We start from the raw sequence: 15303 nt of genomic DNA, 5'->3' as shown, positions 1-15303 counted from the left end.
GGTAGGGGCCAGTTCAATTATCCTCTGGCAATTTCTTTACGAGCCAATTCCGCAAGAAATGCCGAACGGTTTTTGTAATGCCCGTTTGTTTCGATGTAACGATCGATGGCCGTAATGAGATTGCCGGGCATCGTAAGATTGAATTTGATGGCCCTGGTCTCATACTTTGTCGGATCCAACTCTACAAAGCCTAGAAATCCATCATCCTCGGTTAGTCGTTCGTCGTGGATGTAAGTAGAGGGATCGGCAGGCGCGGGAACATGTTCGCCGCGCTCTGTTAGCGCTTCTGCGTGTACACCGAATGCTTTTTCAGCGTCACGAACGGCACTTTCCAACGTATCACCGGCAAAAAAACAGCCGGGAATGTCGGGAAAGTAACCGTCATATTCGCCGCTTTGGGTGCCGAAAATGAAAACTGGATAGATCATAAGTACCTCGCTTAGCTAACTATTTGAAGATGGAGAGCGCCATTAAGGGCAACTTGCACCGCCCCTAGAGTTAGATAACCTTAAGTCCTGAAATTTTCTTAACTTGTCTTAGTACTCCTTTAGAGGTTTCTTTTCTGGGGTGCGGGATTGTGATGATTTCTCTTACCCCTTCCTTTTCAAGTGTGATGTGGCTGGTGGCTTTTTGTTTCCTTGCTATCCATCCATCATCTATCAAGAGTTTGATTAACTTAGCGCTTTCCATCTTGACTCCATCTCGTCTTGATGTGGGTATAATACCTACAAATTGAATGTGCGTCAATGTTTTAGTGGGTATTATGACTACCTTTATTAAGGCTACCTCAGGGTGGCCTTTTTTATTCCTAAAAATACCCCGGTTATCGGGGAGGCCGGAGCATGTCAAAAATGCCTGAAAAATCTCCCGATATCTGGGTACAAGTGGGTGCATGGCTGTTAACCGTCAAAGAGCAGGGCATTGGCGGTACGCTGGCTTTTATTATGGCTTATCTACGGGGCCGCTATAACGGCGGTAAATTCTGGCGCGTGGTCATCGATGCGCTGATGTGCGCCATGATCGCCTGGTTCATTCGCGACATTCTGAGTTTTGTCGGCATGAACACCAACCTGTCCTACATCAGCAGCGTATTTATCGGTTATTTGGGTACCGACTATATCGGTAGCCTTTTAAAACGGGTGATCGGCAATAAGTCCGGTCCCGGAACAGCAAATCCCAGATAAGGCAGGACCATGACCAAAGACGAAATTTTTAACGGGATCATCGGCAAAGAGGGTGGATACGTGAACAACCCGGATGATGCTGGTGGCCCGACCCGTTGGGGGATCACACAACGGGTTGCCCGCGCGCACGGTTACACCGGTGATATGCGCAGCTTAACCCGGTTGCAGGCCATTGCCATCCTCGATGCTGACTACTGGACCGGGCCGCGATTCGACCAGATAAGCCAGGTCTCAATGTCGATCGCGGTTGAGCTGGTGGATACCGGCGTGAATATGGGGCCGGCGGTCGCCGCTAAATTTCTCCAGCGGTGCTTAAACATATTTAACAACCAGGGCAACGCTTACCCGGACGTGATAGCAGATGGTCAAATTGGCCCACGCACTATTTCCGCGCTGACGGCTTATTGCTACAGCCGTGGTGAACCGGGCGTTGAAGTCATGCTAAAGGCACTGAACGGCCTGCAGTGTTCTCGTTATGTTGAGTTGGCGGAACAGCGGGCGGCTAATGAATCCTTTGTTTACGGCTGGATAGCCGCAAGGGTGGCGTAATGTCGATTCTTGATATTTTACGTAGTTCCGGCGACGGCGCCGTTTCCATGAGTAAGACGCATGCAACCCTGGGCTTTCTCGTCGCCACCGGCGTGGTCGGGTGGTATGCCTACAACCTGCAATTGTCTGAATGGATGTTCGCCGCCTATATGGCCATTTCCATTGGCGCCAACTCCGTCAACAAGAGGATAGCCACCGGCAACATGCCACCACCCGAGGGACCACGGCCATGACAATAGTTATCGCCTGGATATTATCCCATCTCTCATTAATCGGTGGAGGGGTGGCCGCGCTGGTGGGCATTATCACTACCGTATTTGGTTTGGGCCATTCGAAAGGGAAGGCTACAGCCGAGACCGCCGCCAAGATTGAGACGGTCGAGGCAGAAAAGCAGGCCATTAAGGATATGGCCACCAGGCAAACTACCGTAACCACCGAGGCTGCCAATGTTCAGGAAAACGTTAACCATATGTCTGACGCTGATGTTGATAGCGAGTTGCTCTCGAAATACGCCTACCCCGCAGACAAAGACGGTAGTCGTTGATACGGCGTGCAGTTGGGTGAGGATCATCCGCCTGACCCAGGAGGATATTAAAGCACTCGATCCTCGCACTAAGAGAGACATCCTCGCGCATGATATAGCGGTTGATGCGAACTGCCCTGGGCAGACGTAGTCACTGCAAAATGCTCTGATAGTGCGATCTGTAGACGCCAGATAATTATTTCATGAGAATTTAATCGACGATAAATAGTTTAGCGCCATTGGGAGCAGAAGAGCGATGTGGTTCGGCATTGTCTGCAACCTGATAGCTAACCCCAGGTGTGAGTGTGAAAATCCGCCCATCGTCGAGTTCCGTATGGAGTTCACCTTCAAGGCAGTAAAGGATATGCCCCTTAGAACACCAATGGTCAGCTAAATAACCCGGTGAATACTCGACAATTCTTACGCGAATGTTGTTGAACTTACGGGTTCGCCAAGTGGCGTATCCGTGTTCTCCCTGATGCGTTTCCGGTTCTACATCTGACCAGTCGGTGATACCGAATGGCGTATTTTCAATCTGCATTCTGTGGTGCCCGAGATAAATGATGGTAACTCGTTTTATAACATGTGTTGAACTCAACCGCATTACTCGCCGCCGCACGGCCTTACATGTACCACATTAGCAATGATGCACGCACTCATTTATCGATGAACGCAAGAAATAAATACCAATGAATCATCATCATAAATAGAGCTGCCTCCGGGGGGTTTTTTAATGACTTTCATTTACATGATTTAATGCCTGTAAGATCATGTCCCATTGGTCTTTGTACAAGTCATCCATTCCTTTAGGTATCTTAAATAAGGGTACAGAATGGTGCCATGTGGATGTATCGGCGACAATCTGGCTCGGTACGATGAACACCTCGGGAGCTGAAACGTTTTCTATAGTTTCTGACATATTGCAGAATACATAGAAAAAATCAGGGGAAACATTGGGCATATGCTTTCCCACCATCCACTGGCGAGGTTCACTACGTGCCCATGATCCTTTGACCTGGATGCTGATACTCTTTGAACCATCTATCGTCGCTATGATATCTACCGCACTGGTGCCGCTTGTGGTCAATGCTGCGCTAATGCCAAGCCTTGAAAGCATATAAGCAATGTAGTATTCACCCGCATTACCGGCACTTTTTGAAGACCGTTTAATTATTTCACTCATATTCTATCCTTATTAAAAAGCCATAATTAACAACGAGATAAAAAAACAAGTTGAGAGGCTTTTGTTGGTTCATATACTATACCGAGGGCTGTACACAATACAGCGTAAGGCGGCCAGGAGCATCGAATATAGGAAATTTATACATATCCGTATAGATATTTCAGTAACTGCCGATTGCTGTATTGTCGAAAAAGCACCCATATTAGCCGAGCAGTAGCACCTATCATCTGTTGAGCGCGTGAATTTAAACAGACAGCGAGGCTCCCTCGTTATCGGCCATGCAGTTGCTGCAAAGTGGGGTAGAAAATGTGCTCATCAACATAAAAACTGTTCCTATGAGTGTTATTGTGTTTACACCGATAATTCTCAATGTTCATGGGTATCAAATGAGAATAGTTCTGCTATTTCTTTTGGTTATTTTATTAAGTGCATGCGCAGCAAACCTAAAATTAATTGACCGCACAAATGGCATTGAGTATGCCGGCAAGACAGGGAATACCCTGGGCGGCGAAGGTAGCGTTAATGCGGTTGTCGAAGATTCTGCCTACAACGGCTCGTTTATATACATGGAAAGTGGCGGCGGATATTCACTCGCGACAGGCGTGGCAACTTCTGGTGTCTCAACTGTTTACGGGCAGGCTATGACGGCTACAGTATCGGCGCGAGGTCAGGGCATGATTAACATGAGAGCACCCAATGGGAAGTTTATTCGCTGCGTTTTTAACTTCAATTCATTATCCAATAAGGGTATTGGTGAATGCGCTCGCAATGATGGCAGACAATACGACCTGTGGATCAAACGATAGAAGTGACCCAACAGAATCAATATCAACCGCCTTCGGGCGGTTTTTTTATGGGCATCGCAGTAGCCATTCCATGAGTGGCTTCTTCAATGCGCAGGCAAAGCCACCCGCAACCCCCATCTGCCCACCCTGGGCTTGGTTGCGGGTGGCTTTTTATATTCAGGAGTCGTTATGCCCCCACGTATCCCCCGCGCCTGCCGCAAGAAAGGTTGCCGCAATACCACCATTGATCCTTCTGGTTACTGCGACGCGCACCGTGGGGAAGGGTGGAGCAGCTATAAGCCGGGCATGACAAGACAGCAACGGGGTTATGGCAGCCAGTGGGACAACATCCGGCCGCGTATCCTCAAGCGTGACAAGTACCTATGCCAGAACTGCCAGCGCCAGGGGCGCGCGGTGGAGGCCAAGTGCGTTGACCATATCATCCCCAAGGCCCACGGCGGCACCGATGATGACCGCAACCTCGAAAGTCTGTGTTGGCCCTGCCACAAGGCCAAGACGGCCAGGGAACGGCTTGGGTGAGAACTATTATCATTGATGGGTGAGGGGGGGATCAAATCTCTACCGCCCTTTGTGTCCCGTACTGCCCGCCCCCTTTGATTTTTATACCCGCGAAAAATGAAATTAAAACTGGAGCGACTATGGCTGGAGCGACAGGGCGATCCGGGCGTCGCGCCAAGCCAACCGCCCGCAAGGAATTGGCCGGCAATCCTGGCAAGCGCAGCCTGAATAAAGACGAACCGGTGTTCACCCCGATTAAAGGCGTCGAGCCGCCAGAATGGTTAACCGAGGCCGGGCTGGTGCTGGCGGCGGTGATGTGGCGACTGACCGCCAAAGAGTTGTGCGGCCAGGGCATTCTTTGTGTGACGGACTTAGCCGTGCTCGAGCGCTGGTGCGTGGCCTATGAGATCTGGCGCCGGGCGGTCAAGAACATCGCGGCGCAAGGCAATACCGTGACCGGGGCCACCGGCGGCCCGATCAAAAATCCTGAACTCACCGCCAAAAAAGAGCAGGAATCCGAGATGAACTCCACCGGCTCGCTGTTGGGGTTGGATCCCAGCAGCCGCCAGCGGCTTATCGGCCTGGCCGGTAAAGCCAAAATTGAAAACCCTTTTATCAGGATGATCACCACGTGAGCCGAAAAGCCTATCCCAACGTTAACGCGGCCAATCAATATACCCGCGACGTAGTGCGCGGCAAGATCCCGGCCTGCCAGTATGTTATCGATGCCTGCCAGCGCCATATTGACGATCTGAGCGCTGAAAAAGGTAAAAAATTCCGCTTCCGGTTTGATAAAGACCTGGCCGAGAAGGCGGCGAAATTTATTCAACTGTTACCCCATACCAAGGGTGAATGGGCCTACAAACGCATGCCGATCACCCTCGAACCCTGGCAGCTGTTTATTGTGTGTTCCGCGTTCGGCTGGGTGCATAAGGGCAGCAAGCTGCGCCGCTTTCGCGAGGTGTACACCGAGATCCCGCGCAAAAACGGCAAATCGGTGATCTCGTCCGGAGTGGGCCTATTTTGTTTCACCTGTGATAACGAGTTTGGCGCGGAGGTCTATTCCGGCGCCACCACCGAGAAACAGGCCTGGGAAGTATTTCGCCCGGCGCGGCTGATGTGCAAACGCACGCCGGCGCTGTTGGAGGCGTTCGGTATTGAGGTCAACGCCTCGAACCTGAGCCGGCCGGAAGATGGCGCCCGCTTTGAGCCGGTGATCGGTAATCCGGGTGATGGGTCGTCGCCCCATTGCGCCATCGTCGATGAATACCATGAGCATGAGAGCGACGCGCTGTACACCACTATGTTGACTGGCATGGGCGCGCGCCGCCAGCCGCTGATGTGGGCGATCACCACCGCCGGCTACAACATTGAAGGCCCCTGTTATGACAAGCGCCGCGAAGTGATCGACATGCTTAATAGCACGGTGCCCAACGACGAGTTGTTCGGGGTGATTTACACGGTAGATGAGGGCGACGACTGGACCTCCCCAGATGTGCTGCGCAAAGCTAACCCCAATATGGGCGTGTCGGTCTATAGCGAGTTTTTGCTGAGTCAGCAACAACGCGCCATGAACAATGCCCGCCAGGCCAATATCTTTAAAACCAAACATCTGAATATTTGGGTGTCGGCCAGGGAAACCTTTTACAACATGGTGAGCTGGCGTAACTGCGAAGATAAATCCCTCACCCTAGAGCAGTTTGAGGGCCAACCCTGCGTATTGGCGCTGGATCTGGCCCGCAAACTGGATATGAACAGCATGGCGCGCCTGTTCACCCGGGAAATTCAGGGCAAACGGCATTATTACTGCGTCGCGCCCCGTTTCTGGGTGCCTTATGACACCGTGTACAGCGCGGATAATAACGACCGGCGCAGCGCCGAGCGCTTTCAAAAGTGGGTCACAATGCAACTGCTGATCGCCACCGACGGGGCGGAGGTGGATTATCGCTACATTTTGGAAGAGGCCAAGGCGGCCAATGTGCTCAACCCGGTGGATGAGACGGCCATCGACCCGTTTGGTGCCACCGGCTTATCGCATATGCTGGCCGACGAGGCGCTCAACCCGATCATTATCGTGCAGAACTACACCAATATGAGCGACCCGATGAAAGAGCTGGAGGCGGCCATCGAGTCCGGGCGTTTTCACCACGATGGCAACCCGATCATGACCTGGTGTATCAGCAACGTGATCGGTAAAAACATCCCCGGCAATGATGATGTGGTTAAACCCATCAAACAGGCGGCCGAGAATAAAATCGACGGCGCGGTGGCGCTGATGATGGCCATCGGCCGGGCCATGATGAATGAGCCGGGTGATTTTCTTTCCTCGCTAGACCCTGACGAAGACCTGCTTTTTATATGAAATCACTGATTATCGATATGCTCGGGGTGGCCGGTTTCGGCGCACTGATGGGCGGTCTATATCTGCAATTTGGTCTGGCCATCATGCTGCAAGCGGCCGGCGCCGGGCTGTTGTTATTCGCTTTGCTGGCTGCCAGGAGTAAAAAACGTGCTTTTTGATGCCCTATTTAGAAGCGAAAGCCTGGAGAACCCGGCTACCCCGCTGACTGGCGACACCCTGGACGACGCGGGGCTGTTTTCCGCCGATGTGTATGTCAGCCCAGAGACGGCCATGAAACTGGCGGCGGTTTACGCCTGTATTTATGTGCTGTCGTCATCCGTGGCGCAAATGCCGTTGCATGTGATGCGCAAGACCGCTAACGGCGTCGAACCGGCGCGTGATCATCCGGCGTTTATTCGTAATAAAAACAAAGTAGTATGATCAAGTTGATGCCGTCGTGAGACGGTTTTTTTATGCCTGCGATTTGCCCCCATTTCCCCAAAGTGACTACATTCTGACTAAATCAATTAAATAGGGTGTTTTTTTGCTTAACATATTAGCTATATATGCTGATTTTGTTTAAATGGAATGTCCGCATGCTATGCGGGAATACCCGTATTCAGTGATATTCAAGCCACTTTTGCTTTTCTAGGCCTACCACCTAATTTTCCATTCACCTTTGAAGCAGCGCTTTTTTTCTCAGATGTCGCTGAACCGCCTTTGCGACCAAGTTCGCGTGCCATCCATTTGCGGGTTCCGGTATAGCCATCCATTATCGCCGGGATAAAGACATCGGCGTCGATGGTAGGAAAGTAAAGCCCATTGCCCAGCGGCGTAATCTCTATGTTTTCCAGTTCTGCAGCACTAGCGGTGCTTAATCCCTGCACGATGGCCGGAGGTATGGCCAACTCGATACCTGATGCCAACGTCACGATGACACGTTGCGCTTTGGCATCGTAGCGGGCTGCAATGGCCCGTAAAGGGCTGTTCATTGTTTCCTGGCCGCGCTGTACGGCTGCATCGATTTGTGCTTTAGTTGCCATGGATTTGCTCCCATGCTGCCTGTAATTGTGGAAGTTGCTTAAGAAGCTCCTTTTCGATCTCCGCGAGTTCCTTTGGTTTTATGCCGGCCATCTCTCTCAACTCAATGCCGTCGTGTAGTAACACAAAAACAACTTGGCCATTGGTTCCTATGACATGTACATGCGGTGGTAAATGATCCATGGTGTAAATCATCACCCGCCATCCTTTAAATCTAAAAATTGTTGGCATGGGCAACCTAAACCTAAACGCTTAGGTTATTTTAGATGGGATTTTGTCGGATTGCAATGCGCAGGGTAAGCCGTTGACTATGGGACTTAGGTGATGACTACCACTACCGCCATGATCCAAATAAACCCAAATTAATGATTTATAACTTGCTGATTTTATGTAACTCTTTGATTTCAAATCGTGCTGAGGGTTTTTAAAATTCCTCGGCTTTATGGCTTTATGGCTTTATGGCTTTATGGCTTTATGGCTTTATGGGTTCAAGTTCCGTCCCGGGCACCACCAATAATTCGTAATAAAAACATAGTAGTATGAGCAAGTTGATGCCGTCGTGAGACGGTTTTTTATGCCCGTTTTTCGCCATTCCTAAGATACCGTCCTAAGATGTTTTCCGCACTGCGCATAACCATTCATTTATTCTGACCGCTCACCACCGGAACAATCGCGATTTTACGGTCGTATCGGGCGGTTTGTGAGGTATTGCTATGGCCCGTTATTGCTGTTCTGCATCTGCATCATTACCTGCGTGGCCATAAGCGTGGGGAGGCTATGGTTGAGTCGCGGTCATCAGGCAGCTGCAACCAACCGGCGCAGCTGTGAGGTATCAACTCCTTTCTGCACAACCCAAAGGCTGTAATTATCTTGCAAATTGAGCCAAAACTTTGCCGAACTGCCAAGCACCGCCGAAAGTTTCAGGGCCATTTCCGGAGAAACTGCAGAATGACCGCTGACCAGGCGTTGGGCGGTGGAGGGGGCGACATGCAGTGCTCGGGCGAACTCACGAATGCCGACATTCAGATCGTCCAGGGTCTCTGCAATGATTTCACCGGGGTGCGGCGGATTAAACATAGTCATCAGTGATAATCCTCGTAATTAATGACATAGGCGGAGTTTACCGGACTGCTTAGTGTCGATACCCGCAATCGACTCTTCCTCGAAAAACAGGCGCAATCCTTTGTGTTGAAGCTTTTAATCATGAAGTAAGTAGCTTGCAGGTGTTGCGTACTGAGCAACAGTATAATGCTGTTCCCTCATACGCAACACTTTTTGTCTGTAATCTGGTGGGGTGTCATGGCCATTTCTCGTCGAATAATGGTGACGACAGCAGTCGGTAAACCCCCAAACCAACTCACTGTCATGATATACAACTGGCTGAGTCGCAAATTAACCTGATAGTGAGCATCATTGATCGGGTCTGCCAGGTGTTTGCGTTCATAACGTTTTACGTCAAAAATAAGTTTTGTGCTTGGTCACTTCTCCACTCTAGGTTGCAGTGGTATCGTGGCAGCTATCACTCAAACAAGATGAAAAGAAAATGCCAGAAAACACATTTCCACCTGGACTTGGCCAACTTATTCATGACCTCGAAGAAAATTCTGTTGCAACCCAGCGATTGCTTATCGGTATACTTAGAACGTTAACACCTCAACAACGGGATATTCTTGTTGAAACGATTTTTGAACTTAATCAAATGGCCGATGAAACTATTCCGGTAGATGACGACATGCTTTTGGCAAGGGGGAGATCGATTTCTGATAAGACTCTGGCTCTGCTTAAAGTCGTAAAAGAAGATTGATCCGGCTTTGTTCTATTTGATGAAAACCTTCCAGTGGATCGCTGCCCGTTACCGATAACGGCAGCACCCAGTCTGCTTATCCTGCGCGATAGAGCACAAAATAAATTTTCTCTACCTTCAACGGGCTATGTTGATCTGCCACGTCATTGCTTTCCAAACTCATTAATTTACGCCTATACTGTACAAAACAACAGTGTCACTACGATTTGAGCATTTGGTTATGATTTTTTCCCGCACAGTTGAGCTTACAGACGTTATTTCACTCCCGCTATTTACGGAAAGTGTGCATGCTGGTTTCCCCAGCCCGGCACAAGATTATATTGAAAACAGAATAGATTTGAATCAGTTATGTGTAAGCCATCCCGCAGCAACCTATTTTGTCCGGGTGGCGGGTGACTCCATGATCGAGGGTTTTATTAACGAAGGGGACATGTTGGTCGTTGACTGTGCCCTGACGGCCAAACACGGTCAGATTGTCATTGCCGCCATCGAGGGTGAATTTGCCGTGAAGCAACTGCAATTGACGCCTACGCCAAGCCTTCTCCCCATGAATGCCGCGTATCCACCCATCTCCATTTGTGTCGATGACAATATCGAGATCTTTGGCGTGGTGACATTTATTATTCATTCGGCGCCTTGATCTTGTTTGCCTTAGCGGATGTGAATTCTTTCTATGCTTCCTGTGAAACGGTTTTTCGCCCCGATTTAAAAGGCAGACCCATTATTGTTCTTAGCAATAACGACGGGTGCGTAATAGCGCGTTCCGCTGAAGCCAAAAAACTCGGTTTCAAAACCGGTAGCCCTTTTTTCGAGATCAAAGACAGGGTAAAGAAGCTCCAGGTTGCCGTGTTTTCCAGCAATTATGCCCTGTATGCGGATATGTCCAATCGGGTGATGACCACTCTGGAGGAAATGGCACCATCCATAGAAATCTATTCGATCGACGAAGCCTTTATGGATGTATCCGGCGTGAGCCATTACATGAGCTTGGAGCAATTTGGGCGTAATGTCAGGGAGCAAGTAAAGCAACGTACCAAACTAACGGTCGGGGTGGGGATAGCACCGACCAAAACACTGGCCAAGCTGGCAAATCATGCTGCTAAATTATGGACACAAACTGGTGGGGTAGTGGATTTGTCATCGACCATCAGGCAGCGAAAACTCATGGCCCTAGTGCCCGTGGAGGACGTGTGGGGCGTGGGTCGTCGCATATCCAATAAACTAAACGGTATGGGGCTATTCACGGCTTTGCAGCTTGCTGATAGCCATCTGCCTTTTATCCGCAAGCATTTCAGCATGGTACTTGAACGAACAGTTCGCGAACTGTGTGGCGAGTCATGCATGCAGATGGAAGAATTTGCGCCAACCAAGCAGCAAATTATCAGTTCTCGATCCTTCGGTGAGCGGGCGACCACGTATCAATGCGTCAGGGAAGCTGTCTGCGCCTATGCTGAACGTGCGGCACAAAAATTACGCGTGGAGCATCAATACTGCAAAAAAATATCTGTTTTTATCAAGACCAGCCCATTTTCCTTAGATGAGCCTTATTACGGTAATCAGGCGACCGGTGGCCTCGCTATTCCAAGTAACGACACGCGGGACATTATACGAGTAGCGATGGATTGCCTGGACAGAATATTTATGCCTGGGATGCGCTATCAAAAAGCGGGCGTAATGCTAGGGGATTTTTACAGTAGTGGCGTTGCGCAACTGGCACTGTTTGATGAATTCAAGCCCAAAGCGAATAGCGAGGCACTCATGCGAGTGTTGGACGGGATAAATCACTCAGGCAAGGGTGCCGTGTGGTTTGCTGGGCAAGGGATTCAACAGTTATGGAAGATGAAACGGGAAATGCTGTCACCGGCGTATACCACCCGCTATAAAGAGTTGCCAATTGTTAAGGCAAACTGATGGGTTATTGACCAGGCGCTTATCCCTGGAGTTCGACGTCATCAATGACGGCAGGCTGGTTTTTCCAGCTCGGCCAACCTCTCATACAAAGGAAATAACGAGGCGAGAGGGGATAGGTGAACGGAGTAAAGCATCGGCTGAGCTGATAATTGAAGCCGATGATTATGTAAAATCTAGCCCGCCTAGCGAAACCAGCAAGAGCCGCTACGAGCAAGGCGGTGGATGTGGACTGATATCCATCCGCCGTACGTGACATTATCCGAGTAGCGATGGCTTGCCCGGACAGTATATTTTTGCCGGTGGTGCGTTATCAAAAAGTGGGCGTAATGCTAGACGATGTTTACAGTATCGGCGGCGTACAACGGACGTATCCGTGCTTTCCCTCACCGATGCCGAGAGAACAAAATGCCATCAATCACACAGTGACATAGCGTGCTATTAATTTATCCGCTATATCAGAAACATTATTGCCTATAACATGTGGCTGGCCACCAGCACCGAGCTGTGCATTACCACTATGCAAAATCATGGCTGCATCCCAGCCCGCTGATCTTGCCCCGATAATGTCCCACGTGTGACAGGCAACCAAACATAACGCATTGGCGGATACTTGTAGCTCGGTTGCCACATATTGATATACGCTCGGCGCGGGCTTGTAACATTTTACGCTATCGTCAACGCTAAAATGACGCTCGAAAAAACCAGTGAGTTCTGCATGCGTTAATTGGGTTGTTAACGTTGCCTGAGGGTTGTTTGTCAGCGTGAACAGTCTAAACCCCGCGTTTTGTAGTTGCGTCAATGCGCCAGCAACTTCTGGCAAGGCTGGCATATTTTCAATGAGGTATTTAAGTTCAGCAAAATCCTCTTTATTTATGTTTACGCGTAAGGTCGCGGCTACCATTTTCAGCACTTCGGCCCCTAGAATGCCGAACGGGATATATCCTCCTGTTAGTGAGAGCGATTGAGAATAAAGAACCAATTGCGCAAACCATGTCCTCATCACGTTTTTATCACCAAAACGACGGGAAAAGAAGGGCGTCAACGATTCCAGATCGAGTAGTGTTTCATTGACATCAAAAACAAGTAAAGGCAATCTGGCCATCATACTGAATCCTCGGGTTAATACCATATTGAATGCATTTAAGTATATGCCACAATTAGACATAGTGGTTGGTGACCTGTTGTATGTAAAATGCACTCAATAGATGTGGGCGATCTATTCCAAACCGCGCCAGGCTATAAATAATCCCCATCCCCGGCGTTAGCACTCAGGCATTGAGCCTTGTGGACAGGTTGATTCGGTAGGCTGGAAAGATCCAGATTTACCAAGAAATTCTATGCTGTTCGCCGTTAATGCAGTCAGCGCAATCGGCAGCCATAAAGATGCGCGGGTGGTAAATTGCGTTGTCCGTGATATTGCTGCTGGCTATCAGAATTGGTTCGAGTGTTGCGGTGCAGTGCGCGCCAACATCGTCTCAACTAAGACCGTTGCAACCCACATCGTAGGGTGAGTTTTCCCTTTTCTGGGATACCGCTCAGGGTGGTGCTCTGATTTACAACCTGCACGTATCAGGGTATAACTAATCCACAGTAATGGACTTGTTGAGTGTGGGGGTGAGTTCATGGGTATAATTGAAAAACCGAATTCTGGCGACGTACCGTTCTCCTTTGGTTCGATAAAAAATCTCAATGTTAATTAACAACGATTAACTATAATATCTAATTTTAAGAGTGGGTGCGGTATGTCATATCTTTACCAGGACGAGAAATTCAGTAGCGATAAATTTACTGAAAGTGTTGTTGATAATTGTAAATTTATACGTTGTGATTTTTCTAATGTAGATTTAACCGATACCCGATTTATTAATTGTCAATTCTATGATCAGGAAAACCAAATAGGATGTGATTTTAATCGAGCAAAATTAAAAGATGCTAGCTTTAAAAATTGTGATTTAAGTATGAGCAGTTTTAGATCTGCTAATGCGTTAGGCCTTGAGATTAATGAGTGTCGAGCGCAAGGTATCGATTTTCGTGGCGCTAGTTTCATGAATATGATTACTACACGGAGTTGGTTCTGTAGTGCTTATATAACGAAAAGTAATTTAAGTTACGCTAATTTTTCCAAAGTCATTTTAGAAAAATGCGAGTTATGGGAAAATCGTTGGGATGGCGCCAATGTTTTAGGCGCTAATTTCAGTGGTTCTGATCTGTCTAGCGGTGAATTTAACTCTTTTGATTGGCATTCTGCTAATTTCACTCATTGCAACTTAACTAATTCATCTTTAGGTGATCTTGATATTCGCAATGTGGATTTAGACGGTGTCAAACTCGATTCTAGCCAAGCTTCGATATTATTGGAAAGACTAGGTATAAACGTTATTGAATAAGTCGAGCTTGAATGGGCTCAATGATGTATTCGGCTGATTTAATGAGATAATGGTGCTTGTGCTTGTGCTTTGCCCATCCTCTGGGCCCTGACAAAAATCGCCAGGGCTAACGGTAATAGAGATGATTTATTCAGCAACCAGCCATTGGTCGGCCTCTTCAAACATGTCCTCGAGTAGGCGATTAAGGACAGCCTTTTCCTGTTTGTTGGCGTCGGTATTAATACCGTTGGCTTGCATGGCCTTTACCTTAACCTCCGCTGTGGGAAAAACCCGATGAACCCGCTTGGTGAGTTCCGCTTTGATGAGCTCCCCTGCATTTTCAAGTCCTGCTACATTCCGTTTATCATAAATCAATTCAACACGCATAGATCTTGCCTTCTTCCTTTAACAGCCACGTCGTATCGTAATAACTGTTAATTTATACAGCTTTTGATGGTCTCTATGCAATAGTTATGACCCCTTTTTCTTGCAAACTTGATACAATGTAGTTAGCGCTTGACGACGCGAGCAGGTAAGTCTTAAGTGCAGAATCTTGAATTGTTACTGAGATGATATTAAGATCGTAACCTATTAAATACAGTGGCGATTTTACTTTTAAGCACAATGAATATGAGTAATGATATGTTTATCATTTGAATTGAAATTTATCCTCTCCTGTCTAAAGTCCATCGTTACCGGCTGATTTGGTCTGATCAAGCGCATTGGGGTGGTAAAATGCATATCATCAAGCATGCTGTCAGGTTTTCCAAGCAGGTTGCGATAGTTCGCCGCCCCACAGGTATCTTCTAATGCATTGGGGAGTGCATGGTCGAAGGATGACGATGGCCCGTCAGGTTTATACGTGTTGCTACTGCATGCTGTAGCGGTGAGGATTGAAAGCAAGACAAAAGCCAGTGACATGGTCTGCATGGGCTCGTCCAAAAAAGATTACAGAATGATGGGTAAACAATACCTCTTCTTGCTCAAAAAAGAATCTGCAGTGCGTCTCGTTTTTGAAACATGGACTGTTCACATAAACCTGTGCCGCAGCATTAGGGATTACATTGATTAGTCACAGCATTATGTCCATGGTAAGA

At 48.5% G+C, this 15303-nt stretch carries 24 protein-coding genes and 1 pseudogene; 15 read left to right on the top strand and 10 right to left on the bottom strand.

What is annotated here, in order from left to right; genetic code table 11:
- Positions 1-17: 17 nt before the first annotated feature.
- Positions 18-428 (bottom strand): type II toxin-antitoxin system HicB family antitoxin, encoded by a 411-nt coding sequence (locus SJI19_RS21780; RefSeq protein WP_323480364.1) that lies wholly within the window; start codon positions 426-428, stop codon positions 18-20.
- 70 nt (positions 429-498) lie between these two features.
- Positions 499-690, bottom strand: a complete 192-nt coding sequence (locus tag SJI19_RS21775; RefSeq protein WP_323480363.1) for a type II toxin-antitoxin system HicA family toxin — start codon at positions 688-690, stop codon at positions 499-501.
- Positions 691-842: 152 nt separating this feature from the next.
- On the opposite strand from SJI19_RS21775, the gene SJI19_RS21770 reads away from it, so the two are divergent.
- Genes SJI19_RS21770 through SJI19_RS21750 form a run of 5 tightly spaced genes read left to right on the top strand, consistent with a single transcriptional unit; the run spans position 843 to position 2407 of the window.
- On the top strand, positions 843-1184 hold the full coding sequence (locus SJI19_RS21770; RefSeq protein ID WP_323480362.1) for a phage holin, lambda family: 342 nt from the start codon (positions 843-845) through the stop codon (positions 1182-1184).
- Between the two features lie 9 nt (positions 1185-1193).
- On the top strand, positions 1194-1733 hold the full coding sequence (locus SJI19_RS21765; protein ID WP_323480361.1) for a glycoside hydrolase family 108 protein: 540 nt from the start codon (positions 1194-1196) through the stop codon (positions 1731-1733).
- The gene (locus SJI19_RS21760; protein ID WP_323480360.1) at positions 1733-1966 is read left to right on the top strand and encodes a hypothetical protein; all 234 of its coding nucleotides are present in this window, start codon (positions 1733-1735) and stop codon (positions 1964-1966) included. Before SJI19_RS21765 ends, SJI19_RS21760 begins: the two co-directional genes overlap by 1 nt.
- On the top strand, positions 1963-2277 hold the full coding sequence (locus SJI19_RS21755) for a hypothetical protein (protein ID WP_323480359.1): 315 nt from the start codon (positions 1963-1965) through the stop codon (positions 2275-2277). Before SJI19_RS21760 ends, SJI19_RS21755 begins: the two co-directional genes overlap by 4 nt.
- Positions 2216-2407, top strand: a complete 192-nt coding sequence (locus tag SJI19_RS21750; RefSeq protein WP_323480358.1) for a hypothetical protein — start codon at positions 2216-2218, stop codon at positions 2405-2407. The genes SJI19_RS21755 and SJI19_RS21750 overlap by 62 nt, the downstream gene beginning before the upstream one ends.
- Before the next feature lie 60 nt (positions 2408-2467).
- On the opposite strand, the gene SJI19_RS21745 is transcribed toward SJI19_RS21750, so the two are convergent.
- The gene (locus SJI19_RS21745) at positions 2468-2797 is read right to left on the bottom strand and encodes a DHCW motif cupin fold protein (protein WP_323480357.1); all 330 of its coding nucleotides are present in this window, start codon (positions 2795-2797) and stop codon (positions 2468-2470) included.
- Positions 2798-2986: 189 nt separating this feature from the next.
- Positions 2987-3439: a hypothetical protein gene (locus SJI19_RS21740; RefSeq protein WP_323480356.1), complete on the bottom strand. Its 453-nt coding sequence runs from the start codon at positions 3437-3439 to the stop codon at positions 2987-2989.
- A 278-nt stretch (positions 3440-3717) separates the two neighbouring features.
- Between SJI19_RS21740 and SJI19_RS21735 the strand changes: the two genes are divergently transcribed.
- The 6 genes and pseudogenes from SJI19_RS21735 to SJI19_RS21710 form a co-directional block, all read left to right on the top strand.
- Complete coding sequence (locus SJI19_RS21735) at positions 3718-4245, top strand: hypothetical protein (RefSeq protein ID WP_323480355.1); 528 nt, start codon at positions 3718-3720, stop codon at positions 4243-4245.
- A 168-nt stretch (positions 4246-4413) separates the two neighbouring features.
- Positions 4414-4764: an HNH endonuclease signature motif containing protein gene (locus SJI19_RS21730; RefSeq protein ID WP_323480354.1), complete on the top strand. Its 351-nt coding sequence runs from the start codon at positions 4414-4416 to the stop codon at positions 4762-4764.
- Between the two features lie 119 nt (positions 4765-4883).
- Positions 4884-5378 carry a phage terminase small subunit P27 family gene (locus SJI19_RS21725; protein ID WP_323480353.1) on the top strand — a complete coding sequence of 165 codons (495 nt, stop codon included), beginning with the start codon at positions 4884-4886 and terminating at the stop codon, positions 5376-5378.
- On the top strand, positions 5375-7105 hold the full coding sequence (locus tag SJI19_RS21720) for a terminase large subunit (RefSeq protein ID WP_323480352.1): 1731 nt from the start codon (positions 5375-5377) through the stop codon (positions 7103-7105). The genes SJI19_RS21725 and SJI19_RS21720 overlap by 4 nt, the downstream gene beginning before the upstream one ends.
- Positions 7102-7263 (top strand): hypothetical protein, encoded by a 162-nt coding sequence (locus SJI19_RS21715; protein WP_323480351.1) that lies wholly within the window; start codon positions 7102-7104, stop codon positions 7261-7263. The genes SJI19_RS21720 and SJI19_RS21715 overlap by 4 nt, the downstream gene beginning before the upstream one ends.
- Positions 7253-7498 (top strand): annotated as a pseudogene (locus SJI19_RS21710) (phage portal protein); the annotation flags it as partial. The gene SJI19_RS21715 and the pseudogene SJI19_RS21710, both read left to right, overlap by 11 nt.
- A gap of 215 nt (positions 7499-7713) precedes the next feature.
- Here the strand turns inward: SJI19_RS21710 and SJI19_RS21705 are convergent.
- The 3 genes from SJI19_RS21705 to SJI19_RS21695 form a co-directional block, all read right to left on the bottom strand.
- Positions 7714-8127, bottom strand: coding sequence for a DUF2442 domain-containing protein (locus SJI19_RS21705; protein ID WP_323480350.1), 414 nt, complete (start codon positions 8125-8127; stop codon positions 7714-7716).
- Positions 8117-8356, bottom strand: coding sequence for a DUF4160 domain-containing protein (locus tag SJI19_RS21700; protein WP_323480349.1), 240 nt, complete (start codon positions 8354-8356; stop codon positions 8117-8119). Before SJI19_RS21700 ends, SJI19_RS21705 begins: the two co-directional genes overlap by 11 nt.
- A gap of 564 nt (positions 8357-8920) precedes the next feature.
- Positions 8921-9208 (bottom strand): HigA family addiction module antitoxin, encoded by a 288-nt coding sequence (locus SJI19_RS21695; protein ID WP_323480348.1) that lies wholly within the window; start codon positions 9206-9208, stop codon positions 8921-8923.
- Between the two features lie 460 nt (positions 9209-9668).
- Between SJI19_RS21695 and SJI19_RS21690 the strand changes: the two genes are divergently transcribed.
- The 3 genes from SJI19_RS21690 (at position 9669) to umuC (ending at position 11840) form a co-directional block, all read left to right on the top strand.
- Positions 9669-9929: a hypothetical protein gene (locus tag SJI19_RS21690; protein WP_323480347.1), complete on the top strand. Its 261-nt coding sequence runs from the start codon at positions 9669-9671 to the stop codon at positions 9927-9929.
- 220 nt (positions 9930-10149) lie between these two features.
- Positions 10150-10569: a translesion error-prone DNA polymerase V autoproteolytic subunit gene (gene umuD, locus SJI19_RS21685; RefSeq protein WP_323480346.1), complete on the top strand. Its 420-nt coding sequence runs from the start codon at positions 10150-10152 to the stop codon at positions 10567-10569.
- A gap of 2 nt (positions 10570-10571) precedes the next feature.
- Positions 10572-11840 carry a translesion error-prone DNA polymerase V subunit UmuC gene (gene umuC, locus SJI19_RS21680; protein ID WP_323480345.1) on the top strand — a complete coding sequence of 423 codons (1269 nt, stop codon included), beginning with the start codon at positions 10572-10574 and terminating at the stop codon, positions 11838-11840.
- 415 nt (positions 11841-12255) lie between these two features.
- Here the strand turns inward: umuC and SJI19_RS21670 are convergent, their stop codons facing one another.
- Positions 12256-12945, bottom strand: a complete 690-nt coding sequence (locus SJI19_RS21670; RefSeq protein ID WP_323480344.1) for a haloacid dehalogenase type II — start codon at positions 12943-12945, stop codon at positions 12256-12258.
- Between the two features lie 637 nt (positions 12946-13582).
- Here SJI19_RS21670 and SJI19_RS21665 point away from each other — a divergent pair.
- Positions 13583-14227: a Qnr family pentapeptide repeat protein gene (locus tag SJI19_RS21665; protein ID WP_323480343.1), complete on the top strand. Its 645-nt coding sequence runs from the start codon at positions 13583-13585 to the stop codon at positions 14225-14227.
- A gap of 126 nt (positions 14228-14353) precedes the next feature.
- Here SJI19_RS21665 and SJI19_RS21660 read toward each other — a convergent pair whose 3' ends face one another.
- Together SJI19_RS21660 and SJI19_RS21655 are read right to left on the bottom strand one after the other, a co-directional pair.
- Positions 14354-14593, bottom strand: a complete 240-nt coding sequence (locus SJI19_RS21660; protein ID WP_323480342.1) for a DinI-like family protein — start codon at positions 14591-14593, stop codon at positions 14354-14356.
- A gap of 228 nt (positions 14594-14821) precedes the next feature.
- Positions 14822-15136: an I78 family peptidase inhibitor gene (locus SJI19_RS21655; RefSeq protein ID WP_323480341.1), complete on the bottom strand. Its 315-nt coding sequence runs from the start codon at positions 15134-15136 to the stop codon at positions 14822-14824.
- Between the last annotated feature and the right edge of the window lie 167 nt (positions 15137-15303).

The sequence above is a fragment of the Acerihabitans sp. TG2 genome, from assembly GCF_035013185.1.
GTDB lineage: Bacteria > Pseudomonadota > Gammaproteobacteria > Enterobacterales > Enterobacteriaceae > Acerihabitans.
The sequence above is the reverse complement of the archived record's forward strand: the minus strand, read 5'-3'. Positions and strand labels throughout refer to the sequence as shown.